22 protein-coding genes and 1 pseudogene are annotated in these 23,297 nt (G+C 50.6%); 9 read left to right on the forward strand and 14 right to left on the reverse strand.

All coding sequences use genetic code 11. The annotated features are described in order from the left end of the window. Positions 1 to 48 precede the first annotated feature (48 nt). The gene (locus tag EB241_RS01630) at positions 49 to 1,062 is read left to right on the forward strand and encodes a bile acid:sodium symporter family protein (protein WP_124231473.1); all 1,014 of its coding nucleotides are present in this window, start codon (positions 49 to 51) and stop codon (positions 1,060 to 1,062) included. A 96-nt stretch (positions 1,063 to 1,158) separates the two neighbouring features. Here EB241_RS01630 and EB241_RS01635 read toward each other — a convergent pair whose 3' ends face one another. From EB241_RS01635 to zipA, 3 genes are all read right to left on the reverse strand, one after another. After that, on the reverse strand, positions 1,159 to 1,386 hold the full coding sequence (locus EB241_RS01635; RefSeq protein WP_124231474.1) for a DUF3820 family protein: 228 nt from the start codon (positions 1,384 to 1,386) through the stop codon (positions 1,159 to 1,161). Position 1,387: 1 nt separating this feature from the next. Continuing rightward, entirely contained in the window at positions 1,388 to 3,406 is a 2,019-nt protein-coding gene (gene ligA / locus EB241_RS01640) for an NAD-dependent DNA ligase LigA (protein ID WP_124231475.1), read from the reverse strand. Positions 3,407 to 3,485: 79 nt separating this feature from the next. Beyond that, entirely contained in the window at positions 3,486 to 4,442 is a 957-nt protein-coding gene (gene zipA / locus EB241_RS01645) for a cell division protein ZipA (RefSeq protein ID WP_124231476.1), read from the reverse strand. A gap of 217 nt (positions 4,443 to 4,659) precedes the next feature. On the opposite strand from zipA, the gene cysZ reads away from it, so the two are divergent. From cysZ to crr, 5 genes are all read left to right on the forward strand, one after another. Next, positions 4,660 to 5,421 (forward strand): sulfate transporter CysZ, encoded by a 762-nt coding sequence (gene cysZ / locus EB241_RS01650; protein ID WP_124231477.1) that lies wholly within the window; start codon positions 4,660 to 4,662, stop codon positions 5,419 to 5,421. A gap of 128 nt (positions 5,422 to 5,549) precedes the next feature. After that, a complete protein-coding gene (gene cysK / locus EB241_RS01655) occupies positions 5,550 to 6,521 on the forward strand; it encodes a cysteine synthase A (RefSeq protein ID WP_124231478.1) in 972 nt (323 codons plus the stop codon). Between the two features lie 394 nt (positions 6,522 to 6,915). Then, positions 6,916 to 7,173 (forward strand): phosphocarrier protein Hpr, encoded by a 258-nt coding sequence (gene ptsH / locus EB241_RS01660; RefSeq protein WP_034916267.1) that lies wholly within the window; start codon positions 6,916 to 6,918, stop codon positions 7,171 to 7,173. Between the two features lie 215 nt (positions 7,174 to 7,388). Beyond that, on the forward strand, positions 7,389 to 9,116 hold the full coding sequence (gene ptsI / locus EB241_RS01665) for a phosphoenolpyruvate-protein phosphotransferase PtsI (protein WP_124231479.1): 1,728 nt from the start codon (positions 7,389 to 7,391) through the stop codon (positions 9,114 to 9,116). A gap of 43 nt (positions 9,117 to 9,159) precedes the next feature. After that, positions 9,160 to 9,663 (forward strand): PTS glucose transporter subunit IIA, encoded by a 504-nt coding sequence (gene crr, locus EB241_RS01670; RefSeq protein ID WP_124231480.1) that lies wholly within the window; start codon positions 9,160 to 9,162, stop codon positions 9,661 to 9,663. 51 nt (positions 9,664 to 9,714) lie between these two features. Here crr and EB241_RS01675 read toward each other — a convergent pair whose 3' ends face one another. The 11 genes and pseudogenes from EB241_RS01675 to EB241_RS01725 form a co-directional block, all read right to left on the reverse strand. Beyond that, on the reverse strand, positions 9,715 to 10,416 hold the full coding sequence (locus EB241_RS01675; RefSeq protein WP_124231481.1) for a GntR family transcriptional regulator: 702 nt from the start codon (positions 10,414 to 10,416) through the stop codon (positions 9,715 to 9,717). Between the two features lie 63 nt (positions 10,417 to 10,479). After that, positions 10,480 to 11,829: an ATP-binding protein gene (locus EB241_RS01680; protein WP_124231482.1), complete on the reverse strand. Its 1,350-nt coding sequence runs from the start codon at positions 11,827 to 11,829 to the stop codon at positions 10,480 to 10,482. Further along, on the reverse strand, positions 11,826 to 12,506 hold the full coding sequence (locus EB241_RS01685; RefSeq protein WP_124231483.1) for a response regulator transcription factor: 681 nt from the start codon (positions 12,504 to 12,506) through the stop codon (positions 11,826 to 11,828). The genes EB241_RS01680 and EB241_RS01685 overlap by 4 nt, the downstream gene beginning before the upstream one ends. Positions 12,507 to 12,739: 233 nt before the next feature. Beyond that, positions 12,740 to 13,618: a cysteine synthase CysM gene (gene cysM / locus EB241_RS01690; RefSeq protein WP_124231484.1), complete on the reverse strand. Its 879-nt coding sequence runs from the start codon at positions 13,616 to 13,618 to the stop codon at positions 12,740 to 12,742. A 66-nt stretch (positions 13,619 to 13,684) separates the two neighbouring features. Next, positions 13,685 to 14,773 (reverse strand): sulfate/thiosulfate ABC transporter ATP-binding protein CysA, encoded by a 1,089-nt coding sequence (gene cysA, locus EB241_RS01695; protein WP_124231485.1) that lies wholly within the window; start codon positions 14,771 to 14,773, stop codon positions 13,685 to 13,687. Further along, a pseudogene (cysW, locus tag EB241_RS01700) lies at positions 14,763 to 15,639 on the reverse strand (sulfate/thiosulfate ABC transporter permease CysW). The gene cysA and the pseudogene cysW overlap by 11 nt, the downstream one beginning before the upstream one ends. Continuing rightward, positions 15,639 to 16,472: a sulfate/thiosulfate ABC transporter permease CysT gene (gene cysT / locus EB241_RS01705; RefSeq protein ID WP_124231487.1), complete on the reverse strand. Its 834-nt coding sequence runs from the start codon at positions 16,470 to 16,472 to the stop codon at positions 15,639 to 15,641. Before cysT ends, cysW begins: the two are co-directional and overlap by 1 nt. Further along, positions 16,472 to 17,488, reverse strand: a complete 1,017-nt coding sequence (locus tag EB241_RS01710) for a sulfate ABC transporter substrate-binding protein (RefSeq protein WP_124231488.1) — start codon at positions 17,486 to 17,488, stop codon at positions 16,472 to 16,474. Before EB241_RS01710 ends, cysT begins: the two co-directional genes overlap by 1 nt. A 200-nt stretch (positions 17,489 to 17,688) precedes the next feature. Beyond that, positions 17,689 to 18,288, reverse strand: a complete 600-nt coding sequence (locus EB241_RS01715) for an RpoE-regulated lipoprotein (RefSeq protein ID WP_124231489.1) — start codon at positions 18,286 to 18,288, stop codon at positions 17,689 to 17,691. Positions 18,289 to 18,353: 65 nt separating this feature from the next. Continuing rightward, positions 18,354 to 18,809: a DUF2919 domain-containing protein gene (locus EB241_RS01720; RefSeq protein ID WP_124231490.1), complete on the reverse strand. Its 456-nt coding sequence runs from the start codon at positions 18,807 to 18,809 to the stop codon at positions 18,354 to 18,356. A 47-nt stretch (positions 18,810 to 18,856) separates the two neighbouring features. After that, a complete protein-coding gene (locus EB241_RS01725) occupies positions 18,857 to 19,282 on the reverse strand; it encodes a GNAT family acetyltransferase (protein WP_124231491.1) in 426 nt (141 codons plus the stop codon). 205 nt (positions 19,283 to 19,487) lie between these two features. On the opposite strand from EB241_RS01725, the gene amiA reads away from it, so the two are divergent. The 3 genes from amiA (at position 19,488) to tal (ending at position 23,297) form a co-directional block, all read left to right on the forward strand. After that, a complete protein-coding gene (gene amiA / locus EB241_RS01730) occupies positions 19,488 to 20,354 on the forward strand; it encodes an N-acetylmuramoyl-L-alanine amidase AmiA (RefSeq protein WP_124231492.1) in 867 nt (288 codons plus the stop codon). Between the two features lie 50 nt (positions 20,355 to 20,404). After that, a complete protein-coding gene (gene hemF / locus EB241_RS01735; RefSeq protein WP_124231493.1) occupies positions 20,405 to 21,313 on the forward strand; it encodes an oxygen-dependent coproporphyrinogen oxidase in 909 nt (302 codons plus the stop codon). A 1,033-nt stretch (positions 21,314 to 22,346) separates the two neighbouring features. Then, positions 22,347 to 23,297, forward strand: a complete 951-nt coding sequence (tal, locus tag EB241_RS01740; protein ID WP_124231494.1) for a transaldolase — start codon at positions 22,347 to 22,349, stop codon at positions 23,295 to 23,297.

Here is a 23,297-nt window from a genome sequence, read left to right on the forward strand (position 1 = left end):
CTGCTCGCCGCACAATAGCGTCCTGATTTCACTCCACGGATACTAACAATGCGCTTTTTCCGTCTTGATCCTCTGATGATCAAACTCATCATCACTGTACTGTTAGCCACTTTCATACCCGCTCGCGGTCTTTTTGTGGATTTTTTTGAATGGCTTACCACGGCAGCCATTGCATTGTTGTTTTTTATGCACGGCGCCAAACTGTCCAGGGAAAAAATCATTGCCGGCGGGGGCCACTGGCGGCTGCATCTGTGGGTTATGTTCAGCACTTTCGTATTGTTTCCCATTCTCGGCTTACTGTTTGTCTGGTGGCATCCGCTACCGGTCAGCACAGAAATATATACCGGCTTTCTCTACCTGTGCATCCTGCCAGCCACTGTACAGTCGGCTATCGCTCTGACTTCACTGGCCGGTGGCAATGTAGCTGCTGCAGTATGTAGCGCCTCTGCCTCCAGCCTGCTTGGCGTATTTATCTCTCCTCTGCTGGTTGGGCTGGTAATGAATGTGCACAACGACGCGGCAGGTGGCAACCTGGAACAGATCGGCAAAATTATGCTGCAACTGTTGCTGCCATTTGTGTTAGGGCACATTTCCCGTCGCTGGATAGCGGGCTGGGTGGAAAGGCATCGTGGGCTGATTGGCAAAACAGATCAGGCGTCGATTTTGCTGGTTGTTTATTCCGCCTTCAGTGAGGCCGTCGTCAACGGGATTTGGCACCGTGTCGGGGCAAGTACGCTGCTCTGTATCCTGGTCGGCAGTCTGGGAATTTTGCTGATGGTACTGGCGATCAATCTTATGGCAGCACGTCTTTTCGGGTTTAATCGCCCCGATGAAATTACGATTCTGTTCTGTGGCTCAAAGAAAAGTCTGGCCAACGGCGTACCGATGGCTAACATCCTGTTCCCTTCAGCTGCGGTAGGGATTATCGTTCTGCCATTGATGATTTTCCATCAGGTACAGTTAATGATCTGTTCTGTGCTGGCACAGCGCTATAAAAAGTCGGAAGAAAAACGCGCTGAAAAGGGGCAACAGGAAGACAGGCTGGTTAAATCACAGAAATAGACGCGTCTGGCGGAGAAAACCGCCTTCTTAAACAGACTACTGATAATCAGGCGTAAGATCACCGACTCCCTGAGCACAAACATTCTGTTTTTTTGCTCAGGGTGGGAAGCGACCTGACCTGAGGGGTTTGATCAACCCTTCAAGACCTTCGGTTTTTATCGCCAATGTAAGTTGCATTAGCTCACCTAGATGTCCGGCAGGAAACTCGCCCTTGCGCGCAAACCATAATAAATAAGGTTCGGGAAGGTCGATTAACATCCGACCTTTATATTTACCAAAGGGCATCGCGGTATTGGCTATTTCAGCAAGGTGCTCTTTTTCCATGTTATTTATCCAGTAATCGAATCATCTCAGCTTCATCAATCACCTCAATGCCCAGTTCCAGCGCTTTAGCCAGTTTGGAACCAGCAGCCTCGCCGGCAATAACCAGACTGGTTTTCTTCGACACACTACCGCTGACCTTTGCGCCCAGCGCGGTAAGACGATCTTTCGCCTCATCACGCGATAAAATCGATAATGATCCCGTCAACACGACCGTTTTGCCTGCAAAAGGACTGTCGATTTCGTCAGCATTCACCACCGTGACAGGAGGCCAGGTAACACCCACCTCTTCAATCAACTGACGGATCGCTTCACGGTTACTCTCTTCCCCCATGAAGTTACGTACATGTGCTGCAACCACCACACCGACATCCTGCACAGCAATTAACGTCTCAACATCCGCGTTGATGATCTTTTCCAGCGAACCGAAATGTGAGGCCAGATTCGCCGCCGTGGCTTCACCAACTTCTCCGATGCCTAAAGCATACAGAAAGCGAGCCAGGGTGGTTTGTTTCGCTTTTTCGAGCGCATTAACCAGATTCTGTGCCGATTTGACGCCCATTCGGTCAAGGCCCGTCAACTTACCAGGCGTTAGTCTGAACAAATCTGCTGGCGTTTTAACGTACTCTTTTTCAACCAGCTGATCGATTATTTTTTCGCCCAACCCATCCACATCCATTGCACGACGTGAAACAAAATGTTTTAGCGCCCCTTTTCGCTGCGCACCGCAAATCAGACCACCGGTACAGCGGGCAACCACTTCACCCTCGACGCGTTCAACGTCTGAGCCACAAACCGGGCAATGCGATGGAAAAACCACTTCTCCTGCATCCTGTAAACGCCCTGACTCTATGACGCCAACCACCTGTGGGATAACATCGCCAGCGCGCCGGATGATCACCCGATCGCCAATACGAAGACCGAGCCGGTCAATTTCATCAGCATTATGCAACGTGGCGTTACTGACCATCACCCCGGCAACCTGTACCGGCTCCAGACGCGCCACCGGCGTTATTGCGCCAGTACGCCCGACCTGAAACTCCACATCGCGCACGGTGGTTATCTGCTCCTGCGCCGGAAATTTGAAGGCAACAGCCCAGCGTGGCGCACGGGATACAAAACCAAGTTGCTCCTGCAATTCCTGCGAATCAACTTTGATGACAACCCCATCAATATCAAATCCTAACGTGGCACGTTCTTCTTCAACCTCACGATAAAAAGTCAGCACCTGTTCCGGGGTATGACACAGTTCAATACGTTCGCTGACCGGTAATCCCCAGCGTTTAAGCTGTTGCAGACGGGACAGATGGGTACGCGGCATATCACCATCGCCGACAAGTCCAATACCATAACAAAAAAAGGTCAACGGGCGTCGGGCAGTAATACGGGGATCGAGCTGCCGCAACGAGCCGGCAGCAGCATTGCGTGGATTGGCGAAAACTTTACTACCGGTTCTGCGTGCTTCTTCATTGAGCGCTTCAAATCCCGCCTGTGGCATAAAGACTTCACCACGAACTTCTATTCTGGCCGGAATATTGGCGCCCATCAGTCGCAAAGGCACGGCACGGATGGTGCGAACATTCGCCGTAATATTTTCGCCTGTTGTACCGTCTCCACGCGTTGCCGCACGGACCAACAGGCCATCCTCATACAGCAGGCTCACCGCAACACCATCCAACTTCAGCTCACAACAGAAGGTAATTTCATCAGCACGCTTTAATCGATCCTGTACCCGCTTGTTGAATGCAAGGTAGCTTTCTTCGTCAAAAACGTTATCCAGTGATAACATCGGAACTTCATGACGTACCTGCCCAAAGGCGCTAAGCGGGGCAGCCCCAACACGTTGGGTCGGTGAATCAGGCGTGATCAATTCAGGATGCGCCTCTTCCCACTGACGCAGTTCTGCCATCAGCCGGTCATATTCAGCATCCGGTACTTCCGGCGCGTCGAGCACATGATACTGATATTCATGATGGCGGAGTGTGGTTCGCAGGGCGGTAATTTTATCTTGCACGGATTCCATAGCGGCACCATAACGATAAAAAACCCCCGTCAGGCGGGGGCTATAAAGAGAGAAAATTAAAATACCCGTTAGTCAGTGCTCAGCCATTGGCCTCTGTCACTTCCCGAATGCGGCTTTTGTAGGTTTCCAGCTTTTGTGGGGTCATCATTCGGCGTTCATCATCCAACACGACACCGCCAACATCGTCAGCAATACGCTGGGCAGACTGTAACATCAGTTTGAAATTCTGATTTGCATCGCCATACGATGGCACCATCATGAAAATTGATACGCCTGGCGTCGAAAAATCAGACATGTCGTCAGGGTTAAATGAACCAGGCTTGACCATATTGGCGAGACTGAACAGCACGGGTCCGCTGCCCGCAGGATTCAGGTGGCGATGAAAGATATTCATTTCACCAAACTGAAATCCCGCCTGTAAAATCCCCTGGAGCAAGGATTCACCATTCAGAACACCGCCAACATGTGCGCCGACATGCAGAACCAGCACGGCTTCTTTAGGCCGTTCAGCTTTTGGCCTGTTACCCTCAGTCGCTGTCAGCTTTCCTTGCTGAGAGGTGAGCTCAGGTTGCGGTTCTGGCTGACGGGGTTTCACCACGGATGTCGGTGGGACGGGTTGAGATGGTCGCAGATGGAGCGTGTCAGGTTCAGTTACTGGCACCGGTTCTGGCGGCAATTCAGCACCGAACAGGGGATCAATCTGAGGCTGTTGATCGACCACGGGCGCTGGAGCGCGAACGACTTCCGGTTGGCGTTGCGTTCGGGGTTCGACCGGGGCAGGCGGTACATCAAGGTCAACATGGTCAGCGCGATCGTTCTCATCTTCCGACGGCGTGCGCAAGCCTGTGGTGCGCGAACGTCCGGCACTGTCATCATCGTCAAACGACTCTTCTCTGTCCTGCTTCAAACGTTTGTGCGGACGATCACGAAAAATCGACGAACGCTCTTTGCTGCTGGTCCACAGACCATGAAGCAAAAGCGCTATTATTGCGATCGCGCCAACTACGATCAATATCAGACGCAAATCCTGCACCATTATACTCTCTGTCTTCCAATACCTTGCCACCACGGCAAACTTTATCCCTTAAATGTATTTGCCCAGGTTCACAAGTGCAAGTCCGTGCAGTATTTTCTGACAAATAAGCGTGGGTCGACACAGTTTTTTGCTATTTTTTTGTCCAATACCCCACCAACAAGTGTGAATGACCGCAATATGCTAGCATCGTCAGGTCAATAAATGAGGAAAAGAGCAGATGCCCCCCCACCAAACGACGACCCAAACGAATGGAATTTACTATTTTTTCAAGGGTTGGAAGCTGATAAATCTGCCGGGAATCCGGCGTTTCGTAATTGTTCCTTTAATAGTGAATATCCTGCTGATGGGAATAGCCTTTTTTTGGCTATTCAGCCGGCTGGGCCACTGGCTGCCAGCGCTGATGTCCTATGTGCCCGGTTGGTTACAATGGTTGAATTATCTGCTGTGGCCTGTAGCCATTATTACCATTCTGTTGGTGTTCAGTTATTTTTTCTCAACCATCGCTAACTGGATAGCCGCACCATTTTGTGGGCTACTGGCAGAACAACTTGAGGCTAAACTGACAGGGAATTTCGCCCCGGATACCGGTTGGCTGGATATCGTGAAGGATATTCCGCGTATTATGAAACGTGAGTTACAAAAGTTGCTATGGTACCTGCCCCGCGCCATAGCGCTGTTGCTGCTCTGTTTTGTTCCGGGGATCGGTCAGACTGTCGTTCCTGTGATGTGGTTCCTGTTCAGTGCGTGGATGTTGTCTGTGCAATACTGTGATTATCCGTTCGATAATCATAGGGTTAGTTTCAAAAATATGCGTAATGCTTTGCGAAAACATAAAACGGACAATTTGCAATTCGGGGCACTGGTCAGTTGCTTCACCATGATCCCGTTACTCAACCTGGTCATCATGCCGGTAGCCGTATGTGGCGCAACAGCAATGTGGATCGATCGCTATAAAATGTCATTGGGGCGGGAATACTGACCCTTATGCCTTTTAATTCGTCGTTATTGCTGCATCACATATGTATATACGATTTCTTCACTTCTCAGGAAAACTGAACGCGGTATGCTCCCAGGGATGCCAATATTTCATACAGTTAAGGATGGGCCATGAGTAAGATCTATGAAGACAACTCGTTAACAATAGGCCATACGCCGCTGGTTCGTCTGAACCGCATCGGTAATGGTCGCATTCTGGCAAAGGTTGAATCCCGTAATCCCAGTTTCAGTATTAAATGCCGTATCGGTTCCAATATGATTTGGGACGCGGAAAAACGGGGCATCCTGAAACCTGGCGTTGAGCTGGTGGAACCCACCAGTGGTAATACGGGTATTGCTCTGGCTTATGTTGCTGCCGCACGTGGTTACAAACTCACATTAACAATGCCTCAAACCATGAGTGTGGAACGCCGGAAACTGCTCAAAGCTCTCGGAGCAAACCTTGTGTTGACCGAAGGAGCAAAAGGCATGAAAGGTGCCATCAGTAAAGCAGAAGAGATTGTTGCCAGTGACCCCGACAAATTTGTGCTGTTGCAACAATTCAGCAACCCTGCGAACCCGGAAATTCACGAAAAAACCACTGGCCCGGAAATCTGGCAAGACACAGACGGCGATGTGGATGTTTTTATCGCCGGCGTGGGGACAGGCGGTACGCTGACAGGTGTCAGCCGCTATATTAAAAATACTAAAGGAAAAAAAGATTTGCTGACTGTGGCCGTTGAGCCAACTGACTCTCCGGTGATAACACAGGCACTGGCAGGCGAAGAGATCAAACCTGGCCCACACAAAATTCAGGGAATTGGGGCAGGATTTATCCCGGCCAATCTTGATCTTAACCTGGTCGACCGCGTGCTGACCATCACCAACGAAGAGGCGATATTCACCGCACGTCGCCTGATGCAGGAAGAAGGTATTCTGGCTGGCATCTCTTCTGGTGCGGCGGTGGCAGCGGCACTGAAACTCCAGGAAAATGCCGATTTTGCAGATAAAAACATTGTGGTGATCCTCCCTTCTTCTGGTGAACGTTACCTTAGCACAGCGCTGTTTGCCGATCTTTTCACTGAGAAAGAGCTGCAACAGTGATATCTGTTCTGCGAATTTTCTAAAAAAGCACCCTTAAGGGTGCTTTTTTGTGGGCCAGGTCAAATTTTTAGCCCCATGCTGATTGCATTTACCCTCTGCGGTCTGGTATCTAAGCTTCCAATTATTTCGAACCACAAAATTAATCGCTCCATGAAATGGATCAAGCTAAATTGATTTACTGGTTTGGCGGAGCAACGTAAATCGCGGCATAATGGTATAAGGAGCGCAAGTCAAAAGACGCCAGTTTCAGACCTGCGACCTCCTGAACCTTTATTAGCGCATTTTGTGGCGCGTCATCGTACGCATGCCAGCGCAACACGTTCAGCCTAAAGTTTGGCCGTCGGTTCAGGCTTTAGAACGACAATACAAAACTAAATTAAGTTGGGGAAACATAATGTTCCAGCAAGAAGTCACCATTACCGCACCTAACGGCCTTCACACCCGCCCTGCTGCTCAGTTTGTGAAAGAAGCGAAAGCATTTGCTTCTGAAATCACTGTGACCTCCAACGGCAAATCCGCCAGTGCGAAAAGTCTGTTCAAGTTACAAACGCTGGGTCTTACTCAGGGCACCGTGGTCACACTGTCTGCCGAAGGCGAAGACGAGCAGAAAGCCGTTGAACATCTGGTCAAACTGATGGCGGAACTCGAATAAGTATTACGTTCTCTTGAGCGGGCCTTCGGAATTTTTGCAACCACATCTGTCGCGGACCGCATGTCCGCGCTGTTGCTTTCGTCCAGCTCCGCTCAGTAGCAGACAGCAGCAATCAGCCTGCCTGTTCGACGCTAATACTTGTCTGCTGAGTAATGTGGTCAATAGTTTCAGAAGTGACAGCCATGCCAGTTGTCCGTTATTAAAAAGGTATAATTATGATTTCAGGCATTTTAGCATCACCGGGTATAGCTTTTGGCAAAGCGCTTCTGCTTAAAGAAGATGAGATAGTAATCAACCGAAAAAAAATTGCTGCCGACCAGACCGAACAGGAAGTCCAACGTTTTCTTGATGGTCGTGACAAGGCTGCTGCGCAACTGGAAGCGATCAAAATCAAAGCTGGAGAAACTTTCGGTGAAGAGAAAGAAGCCATCTTCGAAGGCCACATCATGTTGCTGGAAGATGAAGAGCTTGAGCAGGAAATCATTGCCCTGATTAAAGACGATCTTGCTTCTGCCGATGCAGCTGTCCACTCTGTGATTGAAGGCCAGGCAAAAGCACTGGAAGAACTGGATGACGAATATCTGAAAGAACGTGCAGCCGATGTCCGTGATATCGGTAAACGTCTGTTGCAGAATATTATTGGTCTGCATATCGTCGATCTCAGCGCAATTGCAGAAGAAGTGCTGTTGGTGGCAAAAGATCTCACTCCTTCAGAAACTGCCCAGTTGAATCTGGACAAGGTCCTTGGTTTTATTACCGATTTGGGCGGCAGGACATCGCATACGTCGATCATGGCGCGCTCTCTTGAACTGCCCGCTATCGTCGGAACCGGTAATATTACAAATCAGGTCAAAAATGGCGATTTTTTGATCCTCGACGGCGTTAATAACAATATTTACGTCAACCCGTCACAAGACAAAATTGATGAACTGAAGGCCATCCATACTCAGTATGTGACCGAGAAAAAAGAACTTGCCAAGCTGAAGGACCTGCCGGCAATCACACTCGATGGCCATCAGGTTGAAGTTTGTGCCAATATTGGTACGGTGCGGGATGTAGCCGGTGCCGAACGTAATGGCGCGGAAGGCGTTGGTTTGTACCGCACCGAGTTCCTCTTTATGGACCGCGAATCGCTGCCCAGTGAAGAAGAACAGTTTCAGGCTTATAAAGCAGTGGCCGAGGCCATGGGCCAGCAGGCGGTGATTGTGCGTACCATGGACATCGGTGGCGATAAAGACCTGCCGTACATGGATCTGCCGAAAGAAGATAATCCTTTCCTTGGCTGGCGTGCAATCCGTATCGCTATGGACCGCCCTGAAATTCTTCATGCGCAATTACGTGCAATCCTGCGCGCTTCCGCCTTTGGTAAGCTGCGGATCATGTTCCCGATGGTTATCTCAGTGGAAGAAGTGCGGACTCTGAAAGCCGAGCTGGAAAAGCTAAAATCTCAGCTACGTGAAGAAGGCAAAGCGTTTGATGAGACAATTGAAGTCGGCATCATGGTGGAAACACCTGCCTCTGCCGCTATTGCCCATCATCTGGCTAAAGAAGTTGATTTCTTCAGCATTGGCACTAACGATCTGACACAATACACGCTGGCTGTCGATCGTGGTAACGATCTGATTTCACACCTGTACAATCCGATGACACCTTCAGTGCTGACGCTTATTAAACAAGTTATCGATGCATCTCACGCTGAAGGAAAATGGACCGGTATGTGCGGAGAGCTCGCCGGTGATGAACGTGCTACACTACTGTTATTGGGAATGGGGCTGGACGAATTCAGCATGAGTGCCATTTCTATTCCAAGCATCAAGAAAATCATCCGTAACACGAATTTCAAAGATGCAAAAGCGTTAGCAGAGCAGGCCATGGCTCAACCGACAGCGGAAGAGTTGATGAACCTGGTCAACAAGTTTATTGAAGAAAAAACACTCTGCTAATGCCTGATGACACTGGCCCAATATTACTGCTTAGGAGAAGATCATGGGTTTGTTTTCAAAGCTTTTTGGCGATAAATCGGATAGCACCTCTGGTATCGTTGAAATCGTCGCGCCGCTGTCCGGTGAAATTGTTAATATTGAAGACGTACCGGACGTCGTGTTTGCGGAGAAAATCGTAGGCGACGGCATCGCTATAAAACCGACTGGCAATAAAATGGTCGCGCCGGTTGATGGCAAGATTGGAAAAATTTTCGAAACCAATCATGCTTTTTCGATTGAATCAAATAACGGCATTGAGCTGTTCGTCCACTTTGGTATCGACACGGTTGAGCTGAAAGGCGCCGGATTCAAACGTATTGCCGAAGAAGATCAGGTGGTCAAAAAAGGTGATGTGGTTATTGAATTCGATTTGAGTTTGTTGGAAGAAACCGCAAAGTCAACCCTGACGCCCGTTGTTATCTCTAATATGGATGAGATAAAAGAACTGGTAAAACTTACCGGCAGCGTTGTGGTGGGAGAAACTCCGGTTATCCGCATCAAAAAGTAATCAGAGAAAGACTATCAAAGCTTCCTGACCAACATCAGGAAGCTTTTCACTCTACTGAAGGGTGTATCCCGCCAGAGCATCCCGCAGGCTCAGGTTATCAGGGGCAATATCCCGCAAATCCAGCTGCTGTTCCAGCCGTTCAAGGTGCTCAGTCATCGCCTTTTGCGCACGATCCTGATCCCCCGCTTTCAGAGCAGCCACGATCTCTCCATGCTCATCACACTGGCAGACAGTCAGGTCTTTACGCTGATAAAGCGCCACAATCAATGAACTTCGCACCATCAGGTTTGCAAGGATTTCACTCAGTACTCTATTACCGCTGATTTTTGCCAACAACAGATGAAACTGGCACAGTTCGCGCAATACCTCCCGGCGGTCAGCGCGCGCCACAGCACTCTGCTCGGTATGCAGGTGGGTGATGAGCTCATCGGCAAAGTCTGTCATTGACTCCGGGGTGATACAGGAAATAATGGCGCACTCAACGGCACGGCGGGCAATAAAAATTTCACGGGCCTCGCCGGCTTCAGGTCTGGCAACCATTGCACCACGATTTGGCTCAATGGTGACAATGTGCTGCAATACCATGCGCTGTAGTGCGGTCTGAACGTGATTACGGTTAGCTTTCAGTACGTCAGCAATCTGCGCCTCGACCAGACGCATGCCGGGTTTCAGCCGATGCTGAGCAATCGCCCGCGATAAGGACTCAACAATACGTTGAACTTCCTGGTTCTTAGTAGGAGCAGCTCTGCTCATTCCTTACCTCACCAACATAACTGTAAGTGTTTTAAGGCAAAACTATACCATCAGGAGGCAGGCTTAAACCACCCAATGTGGCAAACGTAGCGTAAGTTCCAACCCGCCATCTTTACCATTTACCGCAGTGACTTCTCCCTGATGTGCCAGTAAGACTTTGCGTACTATCGACAGCCCCAGACCGTAACCTTTGCCCGATAAAGGCGAGTGCACCCGTACAAAAGGATCAAAAATACTGGAAAGTTTATCAGCATCAACGCCAGGCCCCTGATCGCTTACGTTGATAATCAGCCAACCATTTTCCTGACGCAAGGTGATTTTGACCTGCTGGCCTTGCAGGGAAAAACGCAACGCGTTACGTACCACGTTTTCCACCGCAGAACGAATAAGTTTGGCATCTCCTTTTACCGTGTAATCTGTGTTGCGATCCGCCGACAGCAGGATCTCCACTCCCGGAACCTGTGCCTCATATCGGGCATCATTGGCGACCGCCTCCAGTAAACCCAGAAGATCAAAATACTGCTCGTCTGGCAGCGTTTCGTGTTCAGCCCGCGACAGCGTCAGTAGCTCACCGATCATTTTATCCAGTCGGGATGCTTCTTCATCAATACGATCCAGCGATTGCGCTACCGTTTCAGGCGTCTGACGCGCCAGACCGGTGGCCAGCTGTAAACGGGCAAGCGGAGAACGCAGTTCATGGGACACATCATGCAACAGTTCCTCGCGGGCCCTGACCAGCACGGAAAGGCGCTCAACCATCGCGTCAAAATCCCGTGCCACAACTGAAAGTTCATCGTAGCGGCGTCGCATATGCGGAAATAAACGGACGGACAAATCGCCTTTGGAAACGCGATCAAAACCAACGCGCAATTGACGCATCGGTCTGGTCAGATTCCATGCGAGTAAAAGACTGAAAAGCAGCCCTGCCCCACCACCGATCAACAAAAACGGTTCAGGAACGTTGAGGAAACGGCGGCGGGGTCCGCCCATGTTACTGTCCTCACGTAAAGCCTGCACATCATAACGCAACTGATATTGCAGACCATCCGCTCCCGTTACCCACTCGATTACCTCTTTCGGAAATTCACCGGGTCGTAAATCACGGTCAAGTGTGCCGCGCGGCATTTCCTGCGGGGGCCTGGCCATTACCTGCACAGAAAAAAAACGCCGATCGCTGGTGGACCAGTCGGCCATCATGTTATTCAGCGCCTCCATTCCGCCGCGTTGCAGCACCGAAACGGCAGAGGTCATTTGGAGATTAACAATACGACGGGCCGCAAGGTTCTCTGGCGGTTCATGATGTTTGCCGTACAGCTGAAAACTCAACCATAACAGCTGGCTCATCAGCAGAAATGTCATCCAGAAGCCAAGCAGGATCTTCCAGAACAAAAAACCACGATACCCTGCTTTCATCTGATGCGATAGCCTATGCTTCGCACCGTTTCAATAGTGACGGTATCATCGGTAAGGGCGGTCAGTTTCTGGCGGATATTACTGATATGCACATCGACGCTGCGATCATAAGCCTCGCGCGGACGCCCCAGGCCTTTTTCAGAAAGCTCATCCTTTGAAACCACACGATCTGGTGACCGCAGTAGCAGATCCAGCAAATTAAACTCTGATGCGGTCAGATCGAAAGGTTGCTTTTTCCATTCACTGATGCGCGTTGCAGGATTCAACGTCAGTTCTCCCCAACTGACCAGCTCACTGCTTTGCGTCTCTACCGGTTGCTCCTCAATCCGACGCAATACGGCACGCAAACGCGCAACCAGTTCACGCGGATAGCAAGGTTTAGGGACATAGTCATCCGCCCCCATTTCCAGACCGATCACCCGATCGATATTATCACCCTTGGCGGTGAGCATAATCACGGGCAAACGGCAGTTCTGGCGCACCTGTCGTAATACGTCAATACCACTCATGTCCGGCAACATAATATCCAGGATCATCGCGCTGTATTGACCCGACATCGCGCCCTCAATGCCAGCTTTGCCATTCAGTACCAGCGAGGCATCAAATCCTTCGGCAATAAGATACTGACTGAGCATAGTGCCCAACTCCAGATCGTCATCAACCAGTAAAATTTTCATGCGCATTCTCTCAATAAAGTTGCCGCTATTTTCACCTGTTATGGCAAGTTTCGCAGCATGTTTTACCCAATCCTTACAGTGTAACAGTCAGGCTATAAGGCAGATAGCTGAACCACAGGATAAAATAGCGAACAGGCTTAACAGCCAGCAAATAAAGGGGATGAAAGAAGGGAAATTGTGACCAAACCAACCGGAACAGCTGGTTATCTTTTTCCGGCATAGTTATTGCGAAATTAATAAATTCCGGTGGAAATATAGCGGTCCCCACGGTCACAGATAATTGCGACGATAAAACTGCCTGGCTGTTCCCTGGCAATACGCAGGGCACCTGCTACCGCTCCGCCAGAACTCACGCCACAAAAAATACCTTCACGCTGGGCCAATGAACGCATGGTTTCCTCTGCTTCAGTCTGTGTCATATTAATCACCCTGTCGACCAGTTCGGGGCGATAAATTGCGGGCAAATAAGCCGCAGGCCAGCGACGGATCCCTGGGATACTGCTCCCTTCAGCCGGTTGCAGGCCGATAACTGTGACGCGGTTGCTTTGCTCTTTCAGATAACGCCCCACACCGGTAATGGTGCCGGTGGTTCCCATGCTGGAAACAAAATGGGTTAATCGTCCGGCTGACTGCTGCCAGATCTCTGGTCCGGTACCACGGTAATGTGCTGACGGATTATCAGGATTATTGAACTGATCTAACACCTTGCCTTCGCCTCTGGACTGCATCGCAGTGGCCAGATCCCGAGCTCCTTCCATTCCCAGTTTACGGCTGACAAGCACCAACTCTGCCCCGTAAGCACGCATCGCCGCCTGCCGCTCAATGCTCATATTTTCCGGCATCAGCAATTTCAGCCGATAGCCTTTCAGCGCGGCAATCATTGCAAGTGCAATCCCTGTATTACCGCTGGTCGCCTCAATAAGCACATCGCCTGCACGAATTTCTCCGCGCTGTTCAGCCATCTGGATCATCGATAAGGCCGCGCGATCTTTTACCGAACCGGCGGGATTATTGCCCTCCAGCTTCAGCCAGATCTCACTACCATTGTCCGGTATCAGGCGCTGTAATTTAATGAGCGGCGTATTGCCGATGGTGTGTTCCAGTGTCATCACGATGCAAATATCCCGGCCGCTGGCAAAAGAAGGTCAGGAAGCCTGCCCCTGTCCTGCCAGAAAATATCAGGCACTCTGCGCAAAGGCAACCTGCCGCAGAGGTGTATCACCCTTATACAGACGCGCCTGCTGCAAGCCGGCAAACAGTCGTTCGCCACGCAATGGTGCTGTCTGGTTACCCTCCATCACCACTGTCACTGCCTGCTCGCTCCAGTCAAGAGGCTGCACTACCAGCTGCCAGTAATGCCCACGTGGACTGACTTCCAGCACCTGTACCGGCAGCGGTGTCTCAAGGCTACTCTGACGGTTGAGGTCTATTTCCCACGGACGCAGGAACAACTCAACCGCACCCTGATGTGCGGATGTGTAACCCAACGGCCAGTGGTGTGCGCCCACATGGAACTGCGAACCATGAACCTCACCATCGAAACGATTAACTTCACCGAGGAACTCCAGCACGAAGCGGGTGGCAGGATCGCGCCAGACCTCTTCCGGCGTCCCCACCTGCTCAATATTTCCCTGACTCATCACCACCACACGGTCAGCCACTTCCATTGCTTCTTCCTGATCATGGGTGACGAAAACGCTGGTGAACTTTAATTCTTCATGTAACTGACGCAGCCAACGACGCAACTCCTTACGTACCTGAGCATCCAACGCACCAAATGGCTCATCAAGCAGTAAGATCTGTGGCTCAACCGCCAGCGCACGGGCAAGGGCCACCCGTTGTTTCTGACCACCTGAAAGCTGAGCCGGATAACGACCGGCAAAATCACTGAGCTGCACCATTTCCAGCAGGCGCATTACTTTCTGCTTAATTGCCGTAGCAGAAGGACGCTCACGTCTGGGCAATACCGTCAGACCAAAGGCGATGTTGTCAAACACGGTCATATGACGAAACAGCGCATAATGTTGAAACACAAAGCCGACACGACGATCCCTGGCATGAACCTGGCTGACATCGTTATCGTGAAAACTAAGACGTCCGCTGTTCTGGCTTTCCAGGCCAGCGATGATTCGCAGCAGCGTGGTTTTGCCGGAGCCTGATGGCCCAAGTAATGCCATCATCTGCCCGGAGGGAATATCCAGTGAGATATCGTTCAGCACACGGGTAGACCCAAACGACTTGTTGATGTTGGTAATTTCAATACTCATGATTGCGCCTCCTGTTGCGAACGCCCGTTCTGACGCTCCAGCCGCCATTGCAGTGCGCTTTTCAGAATCAGTGTAACAATAGCCATCAGGGTCAACAGGCCCGCAGCAGTGAAAGCACCAACGGTATTATAATCCTGATGCAGTAATTCAACCTGTAATGGCAACGTGTATGTTTCGCCGCGTATCGATCCAGACACCACCGACACTGCGCCAAATTCACCAATTGCACGGGCATTGGTCAGTACCAGTCCATACAGGAGTGCCCAGCGAATATTGGGCAAAGTCACCCGCCAGAACATTTTCCAGCCGGATGCGCCCAGCAGTACCGCCGCCTCATCCTCACTACAGCCCTGACTAAGCATCACCGGCACCAGTTCGCGAACCACAAACGGACAGGTAACAAAAACAGTGACCATCACCATACCGGGCCATGAAAACATCAGCTGAATATTGTGTGCATCAAGCCAGCCACCGGCAGGACCATTGATCCCCCAGAACAGCAAATACATCAGCCCGGCCACGACGGGTGACACGGCGAAAGGAATATCAAACAGCGTCAGTAGCAGTTGACGACCCGGAAAATTAAATCGCGTGACCAGCCATGCCAGCAAGGTTCCAAACACCAGATTTACCGGCACGGTGATCAGCGCCATCAGCACCGTAAGCCAGATAGCATGCAGCATATCCCCGTCTTTCAGATTGCTGAACATGGCGACGATGCCCTGCTCAAAGGCACTGGCAAAAATAGCGATGAGCGGTACCACCAGCAGGCCAACAGATATCGCCGTTCCCAGCCCAATCAGCAGCCATTTGCTGGCGTGGTGGCGTTGGCGCACCGCCCTTTTCAGCTCGGTAACATCAGCCATCAGTGACCTCCCAGACGACGACCAAAACGGCTTTGCAGAATATTTATCGCAAACAGCAGCAGCAACGAAGCCGCAAGGATCACCGAAGCGATGGCGCTGGCCGCCGGATAGTCGAACTCCTGCAGGCGGACAAAAATCATCAGCGATGTGACTTCGGTTTTCCAGGCGATGTTACCGGCGATAAATATAACCGCACCAAACTCACCAATACTGCGGGTAAATGACAATGCGGTTCCAGCCAGTAACGCCGGTGCAACTTCTGGCAGCACCACGCGACGAAAACTTTGAAACGGACTGGCGCCCAGCGTTTCTGCCGCCTCTTCATATTCCGGTCCCAGTTCCTCCAGCACCGGCTGCACGGTGCGCACCACAAACGGAATACTGGTGAACGCCATTGCCACGGCGATACCCAGCCAGGTGTAGGAAACTTTAATATCAAACTGCGCAAGCCACTGCCCGTACCAGCCATTGACTGAAAACAACCCGGCCAGCGTTAACCCAGCCACCGCCGTGGGGAGCGCAAAGGGCAAATCCATCAGACCATCCAGCAATGCGCGGCCAGGGAAACGGTAACGGGTGAGGATCCATGCCATCAGCATGCCAAAAAAAGCGTTGAAAACAGACGCAACCCCCGCTGACAACAGCGTTACTTTATAAGCGGCCAGCATTTGAGGATTGGTGATCACATTGACGTATTGCGCAAGCGTCATGTGCGACAGTTGCATCAACAGTGCGCTGATCGGCAAAAGCAGTACCAGACAGGTGAAAAACAGGCTACTGCCAAGACTGATACCAAAACCCGGGAGCACGTGCTTATTCCTGGTGATAAACATTACTGGCGTCCCGCTGCTAACAACTTATCCAGTTCGCCACCGCTGGCAAACTGCGTTTTCATTACCTGCTCCCAACCGCCAAACATATCTTCCACGCGAAACAGCGTGACGGCAGGGAAACGATCTTTCTGCTCAGCCATCAGCTGATGGTTATTAACCCGATAATAGAACCGGGTAATAATCTGCTGCGCGGGCAAACTGTAAAGATAGTTAAGATAGGCTTTTGCTGGCTTCTCAGTGTGACGGGCAGCCACATTTTTATCGATCCACGTCACCGGGAACTCAGCGAGAATATTGTTTTGCGGCACCACAACCTCATAGCCATCTTTGGCATACTGATTGCGGATATTGTTCACTTCCGATTCAAAGCTAATCAGCACATCTCCCTGACCACGTTCCACAAAGGTTGTGGTCGCTCCCCGGCCTCCGGTATCGAAAACCTCAACATTTTTCAAGAACTGCGTCATAAACTGCGTCGTTTTGGCCGGGTCGTTACCGTCAGCCAGTTTCGCCGCGCCCATCGCAGCCAGATAGCTGTAACGGCCATTACCGGAAGTCTTTGGATTAGGAAATACCAGCTTCACATCGTTTCTGACCAGATCCTGCCAGTCATGAATATGTTTGGGGTTGCCCTTACGTACCAGAAAAGCCATGGTGGAATAGAACGGTGAGCTGTTATTAGGCAGTCGCTTTTGCCAGTCTGCCGGGATCAGATTGCCGCGGTCGTGCAGGATCTGCACATCGGTCACCTGATTATAAGTCACCACGTCCGCTTTCAATCCCTGCAAAATAGCCAGCGCCTGTTTTGACGACCCAGCATGGGACTGACGGATGGTCAGGTGGTCACCATGATTTTCTACCGCCCACTGTTGTTCGAAAGGCGTATTCAGTGCGATAAACAGCTCACGTGACACATCATAAGAGCTGTTCAGTAGCTCAGTCGCCTGCGCATGACCGGCCAGCAGCAGGGTCAATGCCGCACCACTAAGTAGCTTTTTCAATATTGGTAACGTCATTTTGCACCCTGGAATAAGAGCCCGGCAGATGTTCTGAAAGAGTAGTCAGTTTATTTATAACCCAGATAAAAGCAGTAACGGTTTTATATACCGTTTGGTGATTTGGAAGTTTAAAAAGCTATAAGCGGGTGGAATTGTTTATGCGGGAAGTGGCAAAGAAACCGAAGACAAGGGCCGCGAATAACGGCCCGTGACAGTGATTATTTACGCCAGATAATTTTACTGATGGTCCATGTTTTCAGCGTGTCGTCGGAAGGGAGCAATCCTTCCGGGCCATGCCATTTACCGCTGAACAGGTAGCTGATGTGCTTGCTGCCCGGTGCCAGACACTCTACCCCGTCGCTATCGTTGCCGGTCCCTTTCTGACAGGCACCAAATGCCTTGCTGTACAGCTCGCTGAAAGGCGTACCTGTTTTTTTACCGTCTGCCGTAGTGATATCAGGATCGGTGACATCAATCCGGTTAACCGTCCCGATACCGTTGACTACGATCCTGATCTTTTGGCCGTCAATGGCCTGAAAGAAGCTCACCACCTTACCGTTTTCGCCACGCATCCCTTTACGTATCTTATATTTATCGTCCAGCCCGGCACTGACTGCCTCTGTATTCATCGGCGTATTGCCGTCCAACTTACCAACCCCCTGCTCCGAAACCTGCAAGGAAGATCCAAACCAGTTCCACGGTGCGATAGCAGACCGCCACCAGCTCACCCCACTTTTCGCTCCCTCAGAAGCGCCTGAGCTGGCACAGCCAGCAATCATCAACGCAGCGGCAATCACTATCGGGCGAACAGTCTTCATTACAACTCCGGTTACAGTAAATAAAGAGAATTAAACGGGTTGGAGTGCGATTCAGTTAAAAAGTTTTATCCGGCGGAGAGGGCCGGATCAAAACAATCACCTATGCGGCGGCCAAACGTCAGGTAAATCAGTCCCGCCAGGTCCATCAAGGTAAACAAAACGCCAGGAGGTGACAGCGCCTCGTTCCCCTGCCACAGCATAAGCCCCTGTTGGGCCAGTGTCGCCAGCAGCGTCAGACAAAGCATCCACCGCCACCGCTGCCAAAGCCGGGGAAAACGCTGCCGATAACCGGTCAGTACCAACCCCAATGCCGCCGGAACTCCCAGCCCAAGGCCGATCCAGAATGCCTGTTGATCCGGGTAGAATAACTCCAGCAGCGCTGCACCTTGCTGCCTGGACGCGCCGGCCATGACAAAGAGTATCCAGGTACGTGCCTGAAGCAATAAAATAAGCCAGAAAGCGGCGGGCAGCTTCAGCTGTCCCCGGATATCATAATCGTCGGGATGGTATTTCGGATTCATCAACTTACTACGGAGAAAGACTGAGTGACGACGGGCCACTCAGGCAGTTAATATTCGCGGTCTTCGATCAGGCGTTTACCCAATAACAGGCTGTCCTGCTGTTCATAGTCGAGCTTTTCATAAAAACCCAGAACCGCATCGTTTTCTTCACGTACCATGACGTTGATTTTTGGACAACCACGGGCAATCAGTTTCTTTTCCAGACGGTTAATTAACGCGTTAGCAAATCCCCGCCCCTGATAATCGGGGTGCACGCCGAGATAGTAAGCCGAGCCGCGATGGCCATCGTAGCCACCCATTAGCGTACCCACGATTTCACCACCAACAACCGCGACCAGGAACAGGTCAGGGTCATGATTAAGCTTTCGCTCAATATCCATTTCCGGGTCGTTCCATGGGCGTAACAAATCACAACGCTCCCAGAGCGTAATTACTTCTTCAAAATCGTCCTGTCTGAATACGCGAATTTCCATGACATTACCCCGGATGATAATCACAATTTGCTGATTATCACGCTTTCTTTCGCCGGTGCAAGCTTCAGGAGAGATTAATCACCAAAAAGCGCACAGGATTTGTTAGCACGCTGCAATAAAAGTAAGACGTTGAAATAGTTCCTTTCTCGCCACAACGCCATCGTTACGCTATAACAGCAGTACCTTGTGCGCTAAGGATGTTGCAATGAAAAAATCAGGTCCATTGAATCCACTCACTTCCCGTCGCCGCCTGCTACTCTCTGGTCTTGCAATGGTATTACTGAACAAACCGGTAAGCGCGAGGGAAACACAGAGCCTCTTACCTGTTCGCAGCAACGCACATGCTGCATCATCACCGGCAGACGCCAGAAAAAGAATTGTGATGATTGATCCCGGCCACGGCGGCATTGATTCTGGTGCCGTCGGTGAAGAAGGCTCCGAAGAGAAACACGTGGTGCTGGAAATCGCCAGCCACATTCGCCATTTGCTCAGTACGCATCCACATATCGAAGCGCGACTGACCCGCGAAACCGATCATTTTATACCGCTGGATGAGCGTGTTGAAATCGCCCATCAGCACGGAGCCAGCCTGTTTATGTCAATTCATGCGGATGGGTTTACCCGTCCCGATGCCAACGGCGCATCGGTGTTTGCCCTTTCTAACCGCGGGGCCAGCAGTAGCATGGCCCGCTATCTGTCAGAACGGGAAAATGCCGCAGATGAAGCAGGAGGGGTGAAAGCCGCGCCGAAAGATCACTATCTGCAACAGGTACTGTTCGACCTGGTACAGACCGATACGATTAAAAACAGTCTGATCCTGGGCAAACATGTGCTTAACCAGATTCGGCCAGTGCATCATCTGCACAGCCAGCATACCGAGCAGGCGGCCTTTGCCGTACTCAAATCGCCCTCTATCCCTTCCGTACTGGTGGAAACATCATTTATTACCAACCCGGAGGAAGAACGTCTGTTGGGCAGTAGCGCTTTTCGCCAGAAGATCGCCAGCGCGATAGCTGACGGTATTACCAGCTACTTTGATGAGTTTGATGCCAATAACCGTCGCCCTGGTTAACTTTTTTTGACGTATACTGCGCGCGTTACTTTTTAAACTCAAGGAATGCCATGAACGTTCCCAATATCGATCAGGTTAAGCAGTTTTTGCTTGATTTACAGGATCTTATTTGCCAAAAACTGGCTCAGGAAGATGGCGCCAGCACCTTTGCTGAAGATAGCTGGACTCGCGAGGGAGGTGGCGGTGGCCGCAGTCGCGTCCTGCGCAACGGCGCCGTTTTTGAACAGGCCGGGGTAAATTTTTCCCACGTTCACGGCGATCGGATGCCCGCCTCTGCCACCGCGCACCGACCTGAACTGGCAGGCAGAAGCTTTGAAGCAGTGGGCGTCTCGCTGGTGATCCACCCGAAAAACCCATACGTGCCAACCAGCCATGCTAACGTGCGTTTCTTTATTGCCGAAAAACCCGGAGCAGAACCAGTATGGTGGTTTGGCGGCGGCTTTGATATGACCCCCTACTATGGTTTTACTGAAGATGCCGTTCACTGGCATCAAACTGCCGCCAGTCTGTGCCAGCCATTTGGTGAAGACGTCTACCGCCGTTACAAAAAATGGTGTGACGATTACTTCTTTCTCAAACATCGTAACGAGCAACGCGGCATCGGTGGGCTGTTCTTTGATGATTTAAATACCCCTGACTTTGACTACGGCTTTCGCTTTATTCAGGCGGTAGGAAAAGGGTTTCTGAATGCTTACCTGCCGATTGTTAACCGCCGCAAAGCCCTGCCCTGGGGCGAGCGTGAACGCCAGTTCCAGCTTTACCGTCGCGGCCGTTATGTTGAGTTTAATCTGGTATGGGATCGCGGTACGCTGTTCGGTTTACAGACCGGCGGCCGTACTGAATCAATACTGATGTCATTACCCCCCCTGGTACGCTGGGAATACGATTACCATCCTGAACCTGGCACACCAGAGGCCTCGTTATACAGTGATTTCCTGACGGTCAAAGAGTGGATTTGACTTAGCCCATGCCGCTGGCTTTAAAACAAAGCCAGCTTTTTATCGTCACTGACAGCGTATTATAACCTGCTGTCCCGAAAGGCGTCATTGTGGTGGCCAGTCGTGACACGGCCTGCGGAATGTACAGCCAGTACGTGAGGATGGCGGGCACGGCCTGGCGCAAATATGGCAGATAAAAATAACCAGATGAGATAAGCTCTGCGTTTATTTACCAAAAAATAACGGATTGATTTTCCACCGAATTTATTTCAGCACCTTTCAGGAAAAATTAATGTTTTTTCTGTTTCAGTATTATTTTTTATTAAAAGAATAATTTCATCGATAACAGTCAATATGCCTTGAAGTAATTTTCAGACGTGTTCTGAGTTAATACCACAATGTTTTTGTTATTAATAGCCTCGCATCAGCCATGAATGTGCCTCCTATAATTTTACGTGTGAAATACGGTCCGGGAATAGTAAGGCGCCCACTATTCCCTGATACATCACAGACAGCATGTCGTGCTGACTAACTGATGTGCGTAAATGTCACATTATCAAAAGAAAAAAATTGCCGGGTACCATCTGGCAACAGATGTGATCGGGAACCACTCATTATAAGCTGATTCTGACGGTTGACCGACCCTGGGCAACTTTCATTAATAACATATTCCCGATATGCAATATCGGCATTTGCTCATCGATCTTCGCGGGTGACTTTGCGGAAAAAACCTCATTACCCTCAGGCAACACCCATTTTTTTCCTGCCAGAACATGAGCATTTTTTCCTGAAAAGTAGCAGCCAGTGCTCCCCTCTGTCCTCATCCCCATGAGCTGCTACACTTTCTGTTGGACTGTTTACGCACACAACCCACTCATTGAGCACACCCATTGCAATAATCAGAGAAAACGCATTTTCATCACAGCATGTCTGTTGCAATGTCTGGGCTGAAAAAAACATCGTGTCGGGGGAGTTCCGACGCAGCACCGGTGAATATTCCCTCCGTCACACGATCCTGTGTATTTTGCATGATTGCCCATCAAGGAGCTACACGATGAACCAGCTAGACGCACTGAAACAATACACCACCGTGGTGGCTGACAGTGGCGATATTGAATCCATCCGTAACTATCACCCGGAAGATGCCACCACGAATCCGTCGCTGATCCTGAAAGCTTCAGGGCTGGACGCTTATAAACATCTGATCACCGATGCGGTTGACTACGCCAAAAAGCAGGGCGGCAGCAAAGAGACACAAATCATCAATGCCAGTGACAAGGTGGCCATTAATCTTGGGCTGGAGATCCTCAAAAGTGTTCCCGGACGCGTCTCTACCGAAGTGGATGCTCGTCTCTCTTTTGATCGTGGTATGTGTGTAACCAAAGCGGAAAAACTGGTGCGTATGTATGAAGAACACGGCATCGATCGCTCACGTATTTTGATTAAACTGGCATCCACCTGGGAAGGCATCCGTGCAGCCGAAGAGCTGGAAAGAAATGGCATTAACTGTAACCTGACACTGCTGTTTTCTTTTGCTCAGGCACGGGCCTGTGCAGAAGCAGGTGTCTTTTTAATTTCGCCATTTGTTGGTCGTATTTATGACTGGTATAACAGCCGCAAACCTCTGCAACCTTATGTGGTGGATGAAGATCCCGGCGTTATCTCAGTACGTAAAATCTATGAGTACTACAAGCAGCACCGCTACAATACGGTCATTATGGGAGCCAGCTTCCGTAAAGCAGAGCAGATCCTCGCCCTGGCGGGTTGTGACCGTCTGACCATCTCTCCTGACCTGCTGAAAGAATTACAGGCAAGCAATGCTCCGGTTGAACGTAAACTGGCGCCCTCTACCGAAGCTTTCCACCAGCCCACCCCGCTTTCGGAGGCGGAATTCCGCTGGGAACATAATCAGGATGCGATGGGGGTGGAAAAACTGGCAGAAGGTATCCGTCAGTTCGCCGTTGACCAGCAAAAACTGGAAGATGTGCTGTCCGCTAAACTTTAA

It is taken from the genome of Erwinia psidii (genome assembly GCF_003846135.1).
GTDB lineage: Bacteria > Pseudomonadota > Gammaproteobacteria > Enterobacterales > Enterobacteriaceae > Erwinia > Erwinia psidii.

What these genes read in the sequence shown, in the direction of transcription:
- EB241_RS01630 (WP_124231473.1), top strand. Translation starts at nt 49, where the DNA reads ATGCGCTTTTTCCGTCTTGATCCTCTGATGATCAAACTCATCATCACT.
- EB241_RS01635 (WP_124231474.1), bottom strand. Translation starts at nt 1,386, where the DNA reads ATGGAAAAAGAGCACCTTGCTGAAATAGCCAATACCGCGATGCCCTTT.
- ligA (WP_124231475.1), bottom strand. Translation starts at nt 3,406, where the DNA reads ATGGAATCCGTGCAAGATAAAATTACCGCCCTGCGAACCACACTCCGC.
- zipA (WP_124231476.1), bottom strand. Translation starts at nt 4,442, where the DNA reads ATGGTGCAGGATTTGCGTCTGATATTGATCGTAGTTGGCGCGATCGCA.
- cysZ (WP_124231477.1), top strand. Translation starts at nt 4,660, where the DNA reads ATGCCCCCCCACCAAACGACGACCCAAACGAATGGAATTTACTATTTT.
- cysK (WP_124231478.1), top strand. Translation starts at nt 5,550, where the DNA reads ATGAGTAAGATCTATGAAGACAACTCGTTAACAATAGGCCATACGCCG.
- ptsH (WP_034916267.1), top strand. Translation starts at nt 6,916, where the DNA reads ATGTTCCAGCAAGAAGTCACCATTACCGCACCTAACGGCCTTCACACC.
- ptsI (WP_124231479.1), top strand. Translation starts at nt 7,389, where the DNA reads ATGATTTCAGGCATTTTAGCATCACCGGGTATAGCTTTTGGCAAAGCG.
- crr (WP_124231480.1), top strand. Translation starts at nt 9,160, where the DNA reads ATGGGTTTGTTTTCAAAGCTTTTTGGCGATAAATCGGATAGCACCTCT.
- EB241_RS01675 (WP_124231481.1), bottom strand. Translation starts at nt 10,416, where the DNA reads ATGAGCAGAGCTGCTCCTACTAAGAACCAGGAAGTTCAACGTATTGTT.
- EB241_RS01680 (WP_124231482.1), bottom strand. Translation starts at nt 11,829, where the DNA reads ATGAAAGCAGGGTATCGTGGTTTTTTGTTCTGGAAGATCCTGCTTGGC.
- EB241_RS01685 (WP_124231483.1), bottom strand. Translation starts at nt 12,506, where the DNA reads ATGAAAATTTTACTGGTTGATGACGATCTGGAGTTGGGCACTATGCTC.
- cysA (WP_124231485.1), bottom strand. Translation starts at nt 14,773, where the DNA reads ATGAGTATTGAAATTACCAACATCAACAAGTCGTTTGGGTCTACCCGT.
- cysT (WP_124231487.1), bottom strand. Translation starts at nt 16,472, where the DNA reads ATGTTTATCACCAGGAATAAGCACGTGCTCCCGGGTTTTGGTATCAGT.
- EB241_RS01710 (WP_124231488.1), bottom strand. Translation starts at nt 17,488, where the DNA reads ATGACGTTACCAATATTGAAAAAGCTACTTAGTGGTGCGGCATTGACC.
- EB241_RS01715 (WP_124231489.1), bottom strand. Translation starts at nt 18,288, where the DNA reads ATGAAGACTGTTCGCCCGATAGTGATTGCCGCTGCGTTGATGATTGCT.
- EB241_RS01720 (WP_124231490.1), bottom strand. Translation starts at nt 18,809, where the DNA reads ATGAATCCGAAATACCATCCCGACGATTATGATATCCGGGGACAGCTG.
- EB241_RS01725 (WP_124231491.1), bottom strand. Translation starts at nt 19,282, where the DNA reads ATGGAAATTCGCGTATTCAGACAGGACGATTTTGAAGAAGTAATTACG.
- amiA (WP_124231492.1), top strand. Translation starts at nt 19,488, where the DNA reads ATGAAAAAATCAGGTCCATTGAATCCACTCACTTCCCGTCGCCGCCTG.
- hemF (WP_124231493.1), top strand. Translation starts at nt 20,405, where the DNA reads ATGAACGTTCCCAATATCGATCAGGTTAAGCAGTTTTTGCTTGATTTA.
- tal (WP_124231494.1), top strand. Translation starts at nt 22,347, where the DNA reads ATGAACCAGCTAGACGCACTGAAACAATACACCACCGTGGTGGCTGAC.